Here is a 14,896-nt window from a genome sequence, read left to right as displayed (position 1 = left end):
GGACCGACGAGATGGACAAGTTCACCACCCACACCGGCACTGCCGTGCCGCTGCGCCGGTCCAACGTGGACACCGACCAGATCATCCCCGCCGTGTACCTCAAGCGGGTGACCCGGACGGGCTTCGCCGACGGGCTGTTCAGCGCCTGGCGTGAAGATCCGGCATTCGTGCTCAACGATGAAAACTATTCCGGGGCGTCGATCCTCATCGCCGGCCCGGAGTTCGGCACCGGCTCCTCCCGGGAGCACGCCGTCTGGGCGCTACGGGACTGGGGCTTCCGCGCCGTGGTGGCCCCGCGCTTCGGTGACATCTTCCGCGGCAACGCCCTCAAGGAAGGTCTGTTGCCGGTCGAGTTGGAATTGAAAGCCGTCGAAGAGTTGTGGGACCTGATCGAGGCGGATCCCACCACTGCGGTGACAGTCGACCTGACCGCCCGCCAGCTCCGGGCGGGGGACGCTAGCTGGTCGTTCCCGCTGGACGACTTCAGCCGTTGGCGGCTTCTGGAAGGCCTCGACGACATTGGACTCACCCTCCGCCACGCCGCCGACATCGACTCCTACGAGGCGCGCAGACTGCCGTTCCTGCCCTCCGTGGCATAGCCGTTAGGCCGCCCGCACAGCGGATTTCACCCCCATCGGTCCATCCGGTGGGGGTGAATCCGTTACGACACAAGGGCTTTTTTCTACCGAATGTTTGTGTCCCGGCAGCACAGGGCATACCGTGCGCGCAGAATGGCTCGCGACGAGTCAGTTGCACAATCGGGAGGAAGTCGTGAACAAGGCCGAGCTCATCGAGGCGCTCGCCGTTCGCCTGGGGGACCGGAAGATGGCGACGGCCGCGCTCGACGCGGTCCTCACCGAGGTCCAGGCGGCGGTCACCAAGGGCGAGAAGGTGGCGATCACCGGATTCGGAGCATTCGAAAAGCGTGTGCGTGGCGCGCGAACAGCGCGCAACCCGCGTACCGGCGAGGCGGTGAAGGTCAAGAAGACGTCAGTCCCGACCTTCCGCCCCGGCGCCGGGTTCAAGGAAATGGTGGCCAGCGGCAAGGTGCCGAAGGCCACGGTGGCGACGAAGAAGACCGCCACCAGCACCGCCACGGCCAAGGCGGCGAGCACGAAGGCGACCGGCACCAAGGCGGCCACCGCGAAGGCGGCGGGCACCAAGGCGACCACGGCGAAGGCGGCCAGCAAGAAGACCGCCCCGGCCAAGGCGAGCAAGACCACCACGGCGACCAAGACGGCCGCCAGCAAGAAGACCGCCCCGGCCAAGGCGAGCAAGACCACCACGGCGACCAAGACGGCCGCCAGCAAGAAGACCACCGCGGCGAAGAAGACCACCGCCGCGACCCGGTCGACCGCGGCGAAGAAGACCACCGCGGCGGCGAGCAAGAGCACGGCGGCCAAGAAGGCGCCGGCGAAGAAGGCTCCGGCCAAGAAGGCGGCCAGCAAGCGCTGACCGACCCGTACCGCGAGGGCGTCCACCAGTGGGTGGGCGCCCTTTCGGCGTACCGGGGCGGCTTTTCGGCGTACGGGGACCGTTGACCCTGTTGGCTCGCTCGCGCAGAATCGCCGTGCCGGCCACCCCTGGGCCGGCACGTCGACGGGAAATGGGGCGCCGGTGCGCTACCGCCAGCTCACCACCGGCACGCTCGCGCTGGGCGTGCTCCTCCTCATCGACGTGCTGCGGGTATGGCTACCCGGCATCATCACCATCTTCGGTCAGGCGGCGTCCACCCCGGCCGAGCTGATGGGGGCGTTCGCCCTCGGCTGGTTCGTGCTCGCGATGGGCGCACCCGCAGTGGTCCGCCGCGTCGGGGCCCGCCCGGTCACGCTCGTCGCCGCCGTCGCGCTCGCCGTCGCCCGGCTCGCGCTCACCACCGCTCCCGGCGGGCGTACGCAGCTCTGGTTGGCCACCGCCGGGTTGCTCGCCGGGCTGGTCTGGCTGGTCGGCGTCGCCGCCGACACCGACCGCCCGGTCCCGGGGCTGGCGTTGGGGTTCGCTGTCAACGCGGCAGTACACGCGGTGCTGGACACCGTCGACCTGGTCTGGCGGGGTGACTGGGTGGCCTGGCTGCTCAGCGTCGTCGCGGTGGCGGTGTTCCTGGCCGGCACGGCGCAACCCGGCCGGCGCGGCGGTGCGGGTGATGCCCTCGCTGGCCCCGCTGACGCCCCTGTCGGCCCCGCTGACGCCGCTGCCGGCCCCGGTGGTGGCCGGGCCTGGCTGCTGGCCGGGCCGGCGCTGCTGTTGGCCGGGATGGTGGCGCTCTCCCCGGCGCTGGCTCGAACCGGGATGTCGTACCTGGTCGCCGGGGACGGGGTGGCTCGTTCGCCGCTGTTCGGCCTGGCGCCGGTGCCGGTGGCGGTCGCCGGGTTCCTGTGCGCCGCGTTGACCCGGCCGCCCCGTGGGTGGGGCCGGGCGTACGGCCCGGTGGCGCTGCTCGCCGGCGCTGTGCTGTTCGCCCTCGACCGGGGCGACCTGCTCCTGCCGGCCATCCTCCTCGCCGCGGTAGGCCTCGGCGCCTGCCTCGCGTTGACCGACGACACCAGCCAGCCAGCAGCCGATACCGCGAGCGCCGGCACCGCTGGTGGCACCAGCGCCCCACGGCGGGGGTACGCGGTCGCCGCCGGGATGCTCGTCTTCGCGCTCGGCGCGGTCGGCTACTACTCGGCCTACGACCTCGGCTACCCCAACGCGGCGGTGCCGGTGGTGGTGGCCGTGCTGATCGCCGCCGTGGCGTTCACCGCCCGCCCCGTCGCCGACCGGCTTCCCGGGCCGTTTCCGCCGCTCCGGGCCGCGGCCGCGGTCACCGCGCTGGCCCTGCTGGCACCGGTGCTCGCCGACGAGGTGCCGGTGGCCAGCAACCGCGACGGCCCACCGGAACGGTTGACGGTGGTGGCGTACAACATCCGGATGGGGTTCGGGCTGGACGGCCGGTTCGACCTGGCCGGCCTCGCCCAGGTCGTCGAACGGCAGCGGCCCGACGTGGTGCTGCTCAGCGAGGTGGACCGGGCGTGGCTGCTCAACGGTGGGCACGACACCCTGGACCTGTTGGCCGACCGGCTCGCCATGCCGTACGTCTTCGGGCCGGCCGCCGACCCGGTCTGGGGTGACGCGGTGCTCAGCCGTTGGCCGGTACGCGATCCGCGGACCCTCCCGCTGGCCGCCGTCGGCGCGCCCACCGGAGCGCAGGCCCTCGCCGTCACTCTGGACCTCGGCGACGGTGTCCGTACCACGGTGGTCAGCACCCACCTGCAACCGCCGCCCGGCAAGGGCCCGGTGGTCCAGGCCCGCGCGGTCGCCGACTTCGCCACCCGGTACGCGGCCGGTCGGCCGCTGGTGGTGGCGGGTGACCTGAACACCGAGCCGGGCGACGAAGCGTTCGCGGAGTTCACCAAGGCCGGCCTGGTCGACGCGTTTGCCGCCGCCCGACCGCTGGCGACCAGCCCGGCGGACGACCCGCGCCAGCAGATCGACCACATCTTCGTCTCGCCCGGCCTGACCCCGAGTGATCCGGTCGCGCCGCGCAGCACCGCCAGCGATCACCTGCCGGTCGCGGTGACAGTGACCCTGCCGCCCCGCTGACCAGGCCGGGCCCGTCGAACGCGGGCCCTACAGGCGATCGGCGGCCAGCAGCCGGTCGGCGGCGAAGGCGAGCAGCCAGCCGCCGCCCTTCGGGGTGGTGAAGTCCTCGTCGGTGCGGCCGGTCAGCCGCTCCAGGGCGCCCGGCAGGACCTTGCCCTGGCTGCACACCGCCGACTGCCCACCGGCGCCGGCCAGCTCCAGCAGCCGGGCGGCGGTGGCGAGGATCTGCTCGTCGCTCTGCTGACCGGGTTGTGGCTCGTCCAGGTCGCCGCAGACCTCGATCGGCAGGTCGAGCAACGCGGCGGCCGGGTCGAGTGTCTGCACGCACCGTCGCGGCGACGCCGACACCAGTCGGGCCGGCCGGATCAGGGCGATCAGCTCGGCCAGCGTGCTCGCCTGGGCCCACCCCTCGGCGTCCAGGGGGCGCCCGACGTCCGGGCCGGACCAGGTGGCCCGCTTCCCGGCGTGCGCGTGCCGGACCAGCGCGACAGTCGCCGTTACCGACGGCAGCGCGGCGAACGCCGCCAACACCTCGGCGTCGTGCGGGTAGCTGACCAACCGGATCGCGTCGTCCACAGCGAGCCAGCGGATGTCGTCCACCTCGGTGTCCGGTTGGAAACCGCCGCTGGCCACAGCGAGCATCGACCAGTAGTCGACCAGCTTGGGTTGCCCCTCGCTGCGGTACCGCACCGACGGCAGCCGCACCTGCGGCACGCCCCGCACGTCGGCCTCCTCGGCCACCTCACGGACCGCCGCGGCCAGCGCGGGCTCGCCCGGCTCCAGCTTGCCCTTCGGTAGCGTCCAGTCGCCGTAACGGGGGCGGTGCACCACGCAGACGCGTACGCCGTCGTCGGTCGGCCGCCAGGCCACCCCGCCCGCCGCCCGGATGCCCGTCACGGCAGCCAACTGGTGCGCCGTCGCCGGGTGGCCCGGTGCCAGGCGGCCGGGAGGAGACCCCTCGTCCGGCGTACCGACTGGCGTTCCCGCTCGGCCAGCCGCCCGGCGGTGACCGCCAGCTCGTGGTCGTCCGGTCGCTCGGCGGCGATCTCCAACCAGGTGTCCGCCGCCACCGCCGCGTCCTGGTGCTCGCCGAGCACGTCCTGCACCCTGGCCAGTGCGCGGGACAGCCGCCGTGCGCCCTTGCCGACCGTCGGGGCCACCGCGTTTACCGCGTACCGGGTCTGCTTGCCCTCCTTGCGGACGGCGTGCCAGCGCTCGTCCGGCGACTGCGCGTCGAGCCCGCCGACGCCGTCCGGCCCGGTCAACCGCCGCCAGGGGCGGGCCACCAGCGCGGGTAGCGCCTGCGCTGCCGGCGCTGCCGCCCGGCGGGTGAACCGGGGTGCGCGGGCGGCCAGCACCAGGGAGTCCACCAGAGCCAGGTAGCGCGCGGAGCGCAGCATCTCGTCGATGGCGGTGAGCGCCCGCCGCTGCCGTTCGGCGAGCACCTCGTCGAGTCGATCCACAGCGCCCCGGTCGAGCGGGCTCAACGGATCGGCGTCGGCGGTACGGCGCAGCCGCGCGCGCAGCACCTCGGCGTCGCGGGCCGCGCCGAGCACGTCGGCCAACCAGCGCAGCTCGGTGCGCAGCGGTCGGGACCAGGTCCTTCGCAGTAACGGTTTGAAGGTACGCAGATCACTGCGCAGGCGTCGGCAGGCCACCCGCATCTGATGCACCGCAGTGTCGCCACCGGCGGCCGGGGCGCGCAGCCGGACCAGCGGGTCGTGCGCCAACAGCCGGCGAATCTCCTTGCGTAGCGACTCGGTCACCACGTCACCGGCGCTCGGCTCGGCGGTCAGCCCGGCCGGTGCGACCAGGTCCGGATCGGCCTGCGCCGTCTCGCCCAGCGCCCGTACGTGCTTCGGCGTGAACGACCCTCCCTGGGCGCCAGCCTCGCGCAGCACCCCGCCGACCCGGTCGAGCAGCTTCCGGTCGCCGGCCTTCAGCTCCACCTCCACCTCGCGAAACGTGTCGGTGGTGCCGCCGGAATCGTCGAGCACCGTCACCCGGTCGTCCACCACCTCGGCGAGGACGGTGCCGGCCCGGTCACACACCTCGTACGCGTGCCGCGCCGTCCGCACCACAGTCACCGGGGCCAGCGGCGCCCCCCGGTGCAGGACGGTGACCAACTCCACCAGCTCCGGAGGCGGCTGCCCCTTCGGCCCGGGACGGGAGATCTCATGCCGCACGCCCGGCGTCCCGGTCGGTAGTTTCACAGTCCAGGGCAGTTCGTCGCCCTTGCGGTGGCGCAGCGAGGCACCGGCGCGGGCCAGCCGCAGGTCGACAGTGTCGAGATAGCGGGCGACCAGCGTCACCGGTGGTAGCGCCCGGACCCGACCGCCGGCCGGGGCCGTGCCGGCCAGGTCCGGCAGCACATAGGCGTCGTCCACCTCGTACTTCTGCTCCTCCTCGACCATCAGCTCAGCCTATGCGCTGCGCGGTCAGCTGGCCGTGCCACCGACGCGGCGCAGCAGCAGTTCCTGCAGATGGGCCCGGGCGGCGTTGTCACCGCCGGTACGCCGGGTCCAGGTCCCGTCGCCGGCCAGCTCGAACGCGTCCACTTCGGGGCTCATCGCGGCGGCGAGCACGTGGTCCAACTCGGCGCGGGCGATCGGGTCGCTCACCTGCACCAGCGCCTCCACCCGACGGTCCAGGTTGCGGTGCATGAGGTCGGCCGAGCCCATCCAGAACTCGGCCTCACCGTTGTTGCCGAACCGGAAGACCCGGGAGTGCTCCAGGAACCGGCCGAGAATCGAGCGGACCCTGATGTTCTCCGACAGCCCCGGCACTCCCGGGCGCAGCGTGCACATGCCCCGGATGAGCAGGTCGACGTGGACGCCGGCCTGGGAGGCGCGGTACAGCGCGTCGGTCACCCCCTCGTCGACCAGGGAGTTGACCTTGAACTGGACCAGGCCGGGCATGCCCAGGCGGACGTGTGAAATCTCCCGCTCGATCCGTTCGATGAGGCCGCTGCGGATGCCCTGCGGGGCGACCAACAACCGCCGGTACGCGGTCTGCCGGCTGTAGCCGGTGAGCACGTTGAACAGGTCGGTGAGGTCGGCGCCGATCTCCGGGTCGGCGGTGAGCATGCCGAAGTCCTCGTACAGTCGGGCCGTCTTCGGGTGGTAGTTGCCGGTGCCGATGTGGCAGTAGCGACGGATCTGGTTGCCCTCCTGTCGGACCACCAGCGCGGTCTTGCAGTGCGTCTTCAAGCCGACCAGGCCGTACACGACGTGGCAGCCGGCGCGTTCCAGCGTGCGGGCCCAGCCGATGTTTGCCACCTCGTCGAAGCGGGCCTTCACCTCCACCAGCACCACCACCTGCTTGCCGGCGGCGGCCGCGTCGACGAGGGCGTCGACGATCGGTGAGTCGCCGCTGGTCCGGTAGAGGGTCTGCTTGATGGCCAGCACGTTCGGGTCGGCGGCGGCCTGCTCGATGAAGCGCTGCACGCTGGTGGCGAACGAGTGGTACGGGTGGTGCACGAGGATGTCCCCGTCGCGCAGTGTGGAGAAGACGCTGCGCGGCACCTCGCCCTCGGCGAGCCGAGGATGGGTCGCCGGCACGAACGGCGGGTCCTTCAGGTCCGGCCGGTCCGCCTCGCCGTAGACCTGCCACAGCGCGGACAGGTCGAGCAGGCCGGGCACCCGCAGCACGTCCTGGTCGTCCATGTCCAGCTCGCGGACGAGCAACTCCAACATGTGCTCGGAGATGGACGCGGCGACCTCCAGGCGGACCGGGGGACCGAACCGCCGTCGGGCCAACTCCCGTTCCAGGGCCTGGAGCAGATCCTCGTCGCGGTCCTCGTCGACCTCCACCTCGGCGTTGCGGGTGACCCGGAACAGGTGGCACTCGACCACCTGCATGCCGCTGAACAGCTGCCCCAGGTGCACCGAGATCAGGTCCTCCACCGGCAACATCCGGACGCCCGGCTGGTCCCGGTCCACCCGGACGAAGCGGGGGACGTTGTTGGGCACCTTCACCCGGGCGAAAAGCTCCGAACCGCCGTCCGGGTCACGAACCGCCACCGCCAGGTTCAGCGACCGCCCCGAGATGTACGGGAACGGGTGCGCCGGGTCCACAGCGAGCGGGGTCAGCACCGGGAAGATGTGCTCCCGGAAGTAGGTGCGCAGCCGCTCCCGTTCGCCGTCGCCCAGCTCGCCCCAGCGCAGGATGCGGATGCCCTCGTCGGCCAGCTTGGGCAGCACGTCGTCGACGAAGCAGGCGGCGTGCCGAGCGCCCAGCGCGGCGGTCCGCTCGGCGATCAGCTCCAACTGCGTACGCAGGGGCAGCCGGTCGCCGCCGCGCACCGGCAGGCCGGCGGAGAGCCGCCGCTTCAGCCCGGCGATGCGCACCATGTAGAACTCGTCGAGATTGCTGGCGAAGATGGCCAGGAACTTGGCCCGCTCCAGCAGCGGGGTGCCCTGATCCTCGGCCAGGGTGAGCACCCGGGCGTTGAAGTCGAGCCAGGACAGCTCCCGGTTGAGGAACCGGTCCTCGGGCAGCGGCGGGGCCGCCGGGGGCTCGTCGTCGTCCTCAGGTGCGGCACCGGTCGGCAGGTCGTCCGGCAGGACCTGGTGGACGCCACCGGCGGTCGGGCCGTCCGCCTCGATGGTCGGGGCGGGGTCGATGACCTCGTCCAGCCCGGAGGAGGCGGCACCGGGATCGTCGGCGAGCGTGTCGGCGCGGGCGGCACCGGCACGTTCGGCGCGGGACGGGCGGAAGCGCCCATCGGTGCCGCGCGTACGGGAGCCGTTGCGGAGGTCGGTGGCGGGCGGCTGGGCGGGTTGCTCGCGAGGGGTGCTCACCCGCTCATAATCACCCGATTACGGTTAACGCAAAATGAACTTGGGCTCGCCGGGTCAGATCATCGTCGGCAATGTCACCCGGACAACCTCGCCGTCGGGATCGGTGTCGATGCGGACCCGCTGCCCGAGCCGGAGAAGCCGCAGCCCGGAGGCGTCGAAGGCCCGGGCGGGGAAGCGCATCTCGGTGCCGTCGTCGAGCAGCAGGACGCCGCTGCGCGTCGCCGCGTCGTAGCTGGCCACAGTGCCCTGCATGCTGGCACCGTACACCCGGCGGTTCACCCGGTGGCGCGGGCTCAGCCCACCGGGCGGCTCAGCCTGCGGCGCGGGCGGGGCGACCGACGGCCACCAGTGCGGCAGTGCGCGGCCCCAGCCCGAGCCGGGCGGCGGCGGCCAGGTCCGCGGCGGTGTCCACGTCCCGGCGCAGGCTGGGCCAGTCGCCGTCGAGTGGCAGCGCCCCGCTCGCCGCGTGCGCGACCGCCGAGCCCACGCCGAAACGCGGATCCAGCGGCACACCCGGGCCGGCGGTGAGCAGCACAGTGCCCCCGCCGGGGGCGTCCGGCAGGAACCGGCGTACCCCCTGTCGACCGTTCTGTGCCGCGAGCAGCGCACCGGCCAACTCGGCCGGGCGCAGCGCCGGCACATCCGCGGTGATCCCGGCCACCCACCCGGCGGCGGCAGTGGCCGCCCCGTGCCGGAACGCGGCGTTCAGGCCGGCGTCCGGCTCGTCCGGCAGCACTCGCGCGCCGGCGTCCCGCGCCGCCGCCGCCACCCGGGCGTCGTCGGTCACCACCAGGGCCTCGGCGACCGCCGGGCAGGCCAGCACCGCGCGGAGCGTGTCGGCCGCCAGGGCCAGCGCCAACTCCTCGTGCGGTACGCCGGTCAGCGCGCCCCGCAGCCGGCTCTTCGCCACGGCCAGCCGCTTCACCGGCACCACCACGGCCCACCTCGGCTGAGTCACGTCCGCAATCCTGCCAGCCGGACGCCGGGCCCCTCGCTGGCCGTACCGGGGGCGAGCAGGCATGATTTCCGCTGCGGGCGTCGCGGGCGGGATTTCGCGGCGGGGTCGGGGCGCGAAGAGGAGGCACAGTGGCACGGCGGAGGCTGGGGTTCTGGCAACGGTTCGCCGTGTGGCTGGTGAAGCCGGTGATGACCGTCTGGACCCGGCGTACCTGGCGTGGTCAGGAACATCTCCACGGCGACAGCGGCATGATCATCGTGGCGAACCACATCTCCCACGCCGACCCGCTGGTGTCGGCGCACTTCATCTACGACTCCGGGCGCTGGCCGCAGTACCTGGGCAAGGCCAGCGTGTTCCGGGTGCCGGTGGTCGGCTGGATCCTGCACCGGTGCCGGCAGATCCCGGTCGAACGGGGCAGCGTGGACGCGGTCCGCTCGCTGGACGCACTGGTCGCCGCGCTCGACGAGGGCGGCGCGGTCGTGATCTACCCTGAGGGCACCACCACGCGACAGCCGGAGCTCTGGCCGATGAAGGCCAAGACCGGTGCGGCCCGGCTGGCCCTGGCCACCGGCGCCCCGGTCGTACCGGTGGTGATGTGGGGGCCGGAACGGATCTTCGACCCGCGGACGACCCGTGTCAGCCTGCGCCCCCGGATCCCGGTGACCGTTACCGCCGGGGAGCCGATCGACCTGAGCCGGTGGGCGGACGCCCAGCCGACCCGGGACACCCTCGAGGAGATGACGGACACCATCATGTTGCGGCTGCGGGACATGCTCGCCGAGATCCGTGGCGGTACCCCGCCGCCACTGTGGGAGCGACCGGCCCGGTCCTCCGTCGGCCGCGAGCAGCGGGACGAAGCGGCATGAGCGAGCGAAGCGAGCGAATCATCTGGCTCAGTTGCCGTGTCGCTCAGGCCGTCGCGAAGCGAAGCGGAGCGGTGGCATGAGCGGTCACGTCGCAGTGCTCGGTGCCGGTTCCTGGGGTACCGCGTTCGCCAAGATCCTCGCGGACGCGGGGCGGGACGTGACGGTGTGGGCCCGCCGGGCGCCGGTCGCCGAGAGCATCCGGACCGAGCGCCGCAATCCGGAGTACCTGCCCGACCTGCTGCTCCCGGCCCGCGTCACCGCCACCGCCGACGCCGCCGAGGCGATCACCGGTGCCGAGGTGGTGGTGCTGGCCGTGCCGTCGCAGACCCTGCGCGGCAACCTCGCCGAGTGGGCCGGGCACCTGCACCCGGATAGCACCCTGGTGTCGCTGATGAAGGGCATCGAGCTGGGCACCACCAAGCGGATGAGCGAGGTCATCGTGGAGACCGCCGGGGTCGCCGCGGACCGGGTGGTAGTCGTGTCCGGCCCGAACCTGGCCCCGGAGATCGCCGCCGAGCAGCCCGCCGCGACAGTGGTCGCCGGGACGAACAGCGCCCGCGCCACGCTCGTCCAGTCGTCGATCCGGACGCCGTACCTGCGCCCCTACACGAACGACGACGTGATCGGCTGTGAGCTGGGCGGGGCGGTCAAGAACGTGATCGCCCTGTCGTACGGCATCGCCACCGCTATGGGTTTCGGCGACAACACCCGAGCCATGCTGATGACCCGTGGGCTGGCCGAGACGGCCCGACTTGGCGTGGCGCTCGGCGCGGACCCGATCACCTTCGCCGGCCTCGCCGGCATGGGCGACCTGGTCGCGTCCTGCTCGTCCCCGCTGGCCCGCAACCGCACCTTCGGCGAGCATCTGGGCCGGGGCGAGACGCTGGAGCAGGCCCAGACCGCCACCCGGCAGACCGCCGAGGGCGTGAAGAGCTGCCTGGCGATCCGCGACCTGGCCCGTGCGCACGGCGTGGAGATGCCGATCACCGAGCACGTCGAGCGGATCTGTCACGAGGGGATGGACCCGCGCCTCGCCGTGGAGACCCTGATGAGCCGCACCGCCAAACCGGAGTCGTACGAGTGACGGACCCGATGAGCGAGTGGGGGGACGGCACCCGCTGCGTCCGTGCCGGCCTGCCCGAGCCCGCACCGGGGGACCCGTTCCTACCCGGGCCGGTCTTCGCCGCGCCGTACCACCTCGACCCGTTCGAGGGTCAGGGCACGTCGCCGAACGGCTACGGCCGCCCCGACAACCCGACCCGCCGGCTGCTGGAGGCGGCGGTGGGCGAGCTGGAGGGCGGTGACTGCCGGGTCTTCTCGACCGGTCAGGCGGCCATCACCGGCCTGCTGCTCACACTGCTGCGGCCGGGGGACACGGTGGTGCTCCCCACCGACGGATACTTCCCGGTCCGGGCGTTCGCCACCGGTGTGCTGGAGGCGATCGGCGTCCGGGTGCTGTTCGCGCCGACCGTCGGGCCGTACCCGTCGTTCGAGGGCGTTCGGCTGGTGCTGGTGGAGACGCCCGCCAACCCGGGCCTCGACGTGGTCGACGTGGCGGCCCTGGCCGAGCGGGCGCACGCGGCCGGCGCGCTGCTCGCCGTGGACAACACCACAGCCACCCCGCTCGGACAGCGTCCGCTGGATCTCGGTGCCGACCTTGTGGTCGCCTCCGGAACGAAGGCGCTCACCGGCCACTCCGACCTGCTGCTGGGCTACCTGGCCAGCCGGTCCACCGAGCTGATCGACGCGGTGACGACCTGGCGTACCACCACCGGGGCGGTTCCGGGCGCGTTCGACGCCTGGCTGGCTCACCGGTCATTGGCCACTCTCGACCTGCGGCTGGCGCGGCAGAGCGCGAACGCCGCCGCTGTCGTGGACCTGCTCGCAGGCCGGTCGGACGTGACCGGCCTGCGGTGGCCGGGGCGGCCGGACGACCCGGCGTACCGGGTGGCCTCGGCGCAGATGCGCCGGATACCGGGGGTGCTCTCGTTCGACCTGGGCGACGCCGACCGGGTGGGCCGATTCGTCGAGGCCGCCCGGCTGGTGGCGGCGGCGACCTCCTTCGGTGGCCTGCACACCACTGCGGACCGGCGGGCGCAGTGGGGCGACGACACCGCTCCCGGCTTCGTCCGGCTCTCCTGCGGCGCGGAGGACACCGCGGACCTGGTGGCCGACATCGCCGCCGCGTTGGATGTGGCGGGGCCGGTCTGACGTCTCCCATGGCGCTTCCTTCCCCCAGCGACCGGGCCGCCCTGGTGGGTCGGTTGCGGGCCGCCGGTTGCGTCTACGCCGAGGACGAGGCCGAGCTGCTGCTGGCCGCCGCGCACAGCCCTGCGGCGTTGGCGGACCTGACCGACCGTCGGGTGGCCGGCGAACCGTTGGAGTACCTGCTCGGCTGGGCGGAGTTCTGCGGCCTGCGGATAGCCGTCGACGAGGGCGTCTTCGTGCCCCGGGCCCGGACCGCCCTGCTGGTCGAGGTCGCGGCCGACCTGACCGGCGCGGCGCCGGCCGTGGTCGACCTGTGCTGCGGCTCCGGGGCCACCACCGTCGCGCTGGCGCACCGGCTCGCGCCGCGCTGGCTGGCTGCCGCCGACATCGATCCGGGGGCCGTGGCATGTGCGCGCCGCAACGTCGTCGGGTTGGACGCCGAGGTGTACGAGGGTGACCTCTTCGCGCCGCTGCCCCGACAGTGGCGGGGCCGGCTGGACCTGGTGGTCGCCAACGCCCCGTACGTGCCGACCGACGCTGTCGCGCTGATGCCGCCGGAGGCGCGACTGCACGAGGCTCCGGTGGCGCTCGACGGCGGCCCGGACGGGCTCTCCGTGTTGCGCCGGGTCGGCGCCGACGCGGCCGGGTGGCTGACCCCCGGCGGCCACCTGGTGGTCGAAGCCGGCACCACCCAGGTCGACACACTCTGCGCCGCGTTCGAGGAAGCCGGCCTGATGCCCACGGTGCACCACGACGAAGACCTGGACGCTACCGCGATAAGCGCCCGCCGCCCCTGACCCGGGTCGATCATGGAGTTGTGGTGCCCGGTAAGCGCCATAACGGGTGTTCCATCCCCCACCACAACTCCTTGATCGACGGTGGCGGAGTGCGGAGCGGTTGGTGCACGCCCGGCTGGGGCTGCCCGGGCATGGCGGGGGAGCGGGGTTGGCACTAGCCTCGGCTCACACTCACGACGGCGGGAGGCGGTTTCGGTGGGCAGCGCAGGGGTGCCGGTGGTCGTCGGGCTGGACAACGGCGGCACCAGCAACAACGCCACAGTGCTGACGGTGGACGGCCGCTTCCTGGTGGACGGGCTGTTGGAGATCCCCAGCGAGGTGCGGGCCGGGCCGGAAGCGGCGATCGAGGCGTTGGCAGTGGCGCTGGACGGCGCACTGGCGCAGACCGGCGTGCCGCGTGACCTGGTCCAGGCGGTCGGGCTGGACACTCCCGGCCCGGCCAGCGCCGAGGGCGTCATCTCGTCGCGGGGCTCCACCAACTTCTCCCAGCCGGCCTGGCGCGGCTTCGACGTGCGAGGGGCGCTGGAGCGACGGCTCGGCCTGCCGGTGATCTACCACAACGACGGCAACGCGGCGGCGCTCTACGCCCACCACGTCCACTTCGGCGCCGACGCGATGAACCGCTCGTCGGTGTCCGCGATCGTCGGCACCGGCCTCGGTGGCGGTGTGGTCGAGAGCGGTCGGGTGATCGCCGGTGCGGCCGGGATGGCGGGGGAGCTGGGCCACGTGCACATTCCGCTGAGCGGGCTGCTCGGCCCGGGTCAGCCGGAGCCCACCTGTGCCTGCGGCTTCACCGGAGACGTCGAGAGCGTCGCCTCGCTGACCGGCATCGAACGCAACCTGCTGCCGTACTGGCTGACCCGGTACCCGGGCCACCCGCTCGCGGCCGAGCCGGTGGCCCGGGCGGCCAAGCTGGTCCGGGGGTACGGCGAGCGCGAGGACGCCCTCGCGCGGGACCTGTTCACCCAGCAGGCGATGGCGTTGGGGCGGCTGTTCACCGTCGCCGCGAACTTCACCGACCCGCACGCGTACTTCGTCGGCGGCGGAGTGGTGGAGGCGGCGCCGGAGTTCCGCGACTGGTTCCTGGCGACGGTCCGGGAGCACACTGTGCTCCGCGAGGAGCAGGCGGCGGTGGCCACCTTCGCCCTGGTACCGGATCGGGACATGGCCGGCGCCCGAGGCGTCGCGATCGCCGCGCTGGAGGCGCTACGCGCCGTTCCGGAGCCCCGCCCGCTGGTTGCCTGAGCCGGCGCGGGCCTCGGCCCGCACCGGCTCGGCACCTGTGGTCAGCGCTGCGGTGGCGCCTGGGCGAAGGCGGCCCAGGCCGCCGTTGGGAACAGCAGAGCCGGGCCGGCCGGGTCCTTGGAGTCGCGCACGGCAACGAGCCGCGGGATCGCGGCCACCTCCACGCAGGCGCCTTCGTCGCCGCTGCGGCTGCTCTTGCGCCAGCGCGCCGCGGCCAAGGCCGCTGTGATCATCGGGGTCATCGGTCCTACCGTCCCTTCAGGACTGACAGGAGCATCTCGCGGCTGTCCGCCGGGCTGAGCGCCACGCTTCGGAGATGCTCCATGATCTTGGTGCAGGTACGCGTCTCGCCGGCGCGGTCGAGGATCATCTGACCCGCAACGGTCTCCACCGACGCGATGATCGGGTCCTCCGGGTCGGCGAACTCGAGGATGTGCA

15 protein-coding genes are annotated in these 14,896 nt (G+C 73.1%); 8 read left to right on the top strand and 7 right to left on the bottom strand.

Annotated elements, in window-relative coordinates:
- Positions 1 to 11 precede the first annotated feature (11 nt).
- From leuD to AB0C19_RS28320, 3 genes are all read left to right on the top strand, one after another.
- On the top strand, positions 12 to 599 hold the full coding sequence (gene leuD / locus AB0C19_RS28330) for a 3-isopropylmalate dehydratase small subunit (RefSeq protein ID WP_145786804.1): 588 nt from the start codon (positions 12 to 14) through the stop codon (positions 597 to 599).
- 172 nt (positions 600 to 771) lie between these two features.
- Entirely contained in the window at positions 772 to 1,455 is a 684-nt protein-coding gene (locus AB0C19_RS28325; protein WP_357190189.1) for an HU family DNA-binding protein, read from the top strand.
- Positions 1,456 to 1,617: 162 nt separating this feature from the next.
- A complete protein-coding gene (locus AB0C19_RS28320; RefSeq protein ID WP_357190187.1) occupies positions 1,618 to 3,582 on the top strand; it encodes an endonuclease/exonuclease/phosphatase family protein in 1,965 nt (654 codons plus the stop codon).
- A gap of 27 nt (positions 3,583 to 3,609) precedes the next feature.
- Here AB0C19_RS28320 and AB0C19_RS28315 read toward each other — a convergent pair whose 3' ends face one another.
- Genes AB0C19_RS28315 through cofC form a run of 5 tightly spaced genes read right to left on the bottom strand, consistent with a single transcriptional unit; the run spans position 3,610 to position 9,342 of the window.
- On the bottom strand, positions 3,610 to 4,488 hold the full coding sequence (locus tag AB0C19_RS28315) for an NUDIX hydrolase (protein ID WP_357190185.1): 879 nt from the start codon (positions 4,486 to 4,488) through the stop codon (positions 3,610 to 3,612).
- Positions 4,476 to 5,996 carry a CYTH and CHAD domain-containing protein gene (locus AB0C19_RS28310; RefSeq protein ID WP_357190183.1) on the bottom strand — a complete coding sequence of 507 codons (1,521 nt, stop codon included), beginning with the start codon at positions 5,994 to 5,996 and terminating at the stop codon, positions 4,476 to 4,478. The genes AB0C19_RS28315 and AB0C19_RS28310 overlap by 13 nt, the downstream gene beginning before the upstream one ends.
- Positions 5,997 to 6,020: 24 nt before the next feature.
- Positions 6,021 to 8,384, bottom strand: a complete 2,364-nt coding sequence (locus tag AB0C19_RS28305) for an RNA degradosome polyphosphate kinase (protein WP_357190181.1) — start codon at positions 8,382 to 8,384, stop codon at positions 6,021 to 6,023.
- A 54-nt stretch (positions 8,385 to 8,438) separates the two neighbouring features.
- The gene (locus AB0C19_RS28300) at positions 8,439 to 8,636 is read right to left on the bottom strand and encodes a hypothetical protein (RefSeq protein ID WP_030335323.1); all 198 of its coding nucleotides are present in this window, start codon (positions 8,634 to 8,636) and stop codon (positions 8,439 to 8,441) included.
- 58 nt (positions 8,637 to 8,694) lie between these two features.
- Positions 8,695 to 9,342 (bottom strand): 2-phospho-L-lactate guanylyltransferase, encoded by a 648-nt coding sequence (gene cofC / locus AB0C19_RS28295; RefSeq protein WP_357190179.1) that lies wholly within the window; start codon positions 9,340 to 9,342, stop codon positions 8,695 to 8,697.
- Positions 9,343 to 9,470: 128 nt separating this feature from the next.
- On the opposite strand from cofC, the gene AB0C19_RS28290 reads away from it, so the two are divergent.
- The 5 genes from AB0C19_RS28290 to AB0C19_RS28270 all read left to right on the top strand — a co-directional run bounded on the left by AB0C19_RS28290 (position 9,471) and on the right by AB0C19_RS28270 (position 14,458).
- On the top strand, positions 9,471 to 10,208 hold the full coding sequence (locus AB0C19_RS28290) for a lysophospholipid acyltransferase family protein (RefSeq protein ID WP_357190177.1): 738 nt from the start codon (positions 9,471 to 9,473) through the stop codon (positions 10,206 to 10,208).
- A 76-nt stretch (positions 10,209 to 10,284) separates the two neighbouring features.
- Entirely contained in the window at positions 10,285 to 11,292 is a 1,008-nt protein-coding gene (locus AB0C19_RS28285) for an NAD(P)H-dependent glycerol-3-phosphate dehydrogenase (RefSeq protein WP_210786417.1), read from the top strand.
- An 8-nt stretch (positions 11,293 to 11,300) separates the two neighbouring features.
- The gene (locus AB0C19_RS28280; protein ID WP_357190174.1) at positions 11,301 to 12,419 is read left to right on the top strand and encodes a cystathionine gamma-lyase; all 1,119 of its coding nucleotides are present in this window, start codon (positions 11,301 to 11,303) and stop codon (positions 12,417 to 12,419) included.
- Between the two features lie 8 nt (positions 12,420 to 12,427).
- Positions 12,428 to 13,213, top strand: coding sequence for a putative protein N(5)-glutamine methyltransferase (locus tag AB0C19_RS28275; protein ID WP_357190173.1), 786 nt, complete (start codon positions 12,428 to 12,430; stop codon positions 13,211 to 13,213).
- 195 nt (positions 13,214 to 13,408) lie between these two features.
- On the top strand, positions 13,409 to 14,458 hold the full coding sequence (locus AB0C19_RS28270; RefSeq protein WP_357190171.1) for an ROK family protein: 1,050 nt from the start codon (positions 13,409 to 13,411) through the stop codon (positions 14,456 to 14,458).
- Between the two features lie 41 nt (positions 14,459 to 14,499).
- Here AB0C19_RS28270 and AB0C19_RS28265 read toward each other — a convergent pair whose 3' ends face one another.
- Both AB0C19_RS28265 and AB0C19_RS28260 read right to left on the bottom strand, forming a co-directional pair.
- Positions 14,500 to 14,700: a DUF397 domain-containing protein gene (locus tag AB0C19_RS28265; RefSeq protein WP_112582016.1), complete on the bottom strand. Its 201-nt coding sequence runs from the start codon at positions 14,698 to 14,700 to the stop codon at positions 14,500 to 14,502.
- Positions 14,701 to 14,705: 5 nt separating this feature from the next.
- Positions 14,706 to 14,896: Scr1 family TA system antitoxin-like transcriptional regulator (locus AB0C19_RS28260; RefSeq protein WP_357190169.1), on the bottom strand; the 191-nt coding region annotated here is incomplete at its 5' end.

It is taken from the genome of Micromonospora sp. NPDC048842, from assembly GCF_040649935.1.
Lineage (GTDB): Bacteria > Actinomycetota > Actinomycetes > Mycobacteriales > Micromonosporaceae > Micromonospora > Micromonospora hortensis.
This window is presented reverse-complemented; position numbering and strand designations above follow the sequence as displayed.

What these genes read in the sequence shown, in the direction of transcription:
- AB0C19_RS28280 (WP_357190174.1), top strand. Translation starts at nt 11,301, where the DNA reads ATGAGCGAGTGGGGGGACGGCACCCGCTGCGTCCGTGCCGGCCTGCCC.
- AB0C19_RS28300 (WP_030335323.1), bottom strand. Translation starts at nt 8,636, where the DNA reads ATGCAGGGCACTGTGGCCAGCTACGACGCGGCGACGCGCAGCGGCGTC.
- AB0C19_RS28285 (WP_210786417.1), top strand. Translation starts at nt 10,285, where the DNA reads ATGAGCGGTCACGTCGCAGTGCTCGGTGCCGGTTCCTGGGGTACCGCG.
- AB0C19_RS28265 (WP_112582016.1), bottom strand. Translation starts at nt 14,700, where the DNA reads ATGACCCCGATGATCACAGCGGCCTTGGCCGCGGCGCGCTGGCGCAAG.
- leuD (WP_145786804.1), top strand. Translation starts at nt 12, where the DNA reads ATGGACAAGTTCACCACCCACACCGGCACTGCCGTGCCGCTGCGCCGG.
- AB0C19_RS28275 (WP_357190173.1), top strand. Translation starts at nt 12,428, where the DNA reads ATGGCGCTTCCTTCCCCCAGCGACCGGGCCGCCCTGGTGGGTCGGTTG.
- AB0C19_RS28310 (WP_357190183.1), bottom strand. Translation starts at nt 5,996, where the DNA reads ATGGTCGAGGAGGAGCAGAAGTACGAGGTGGACGACGCCTATGTGCTG.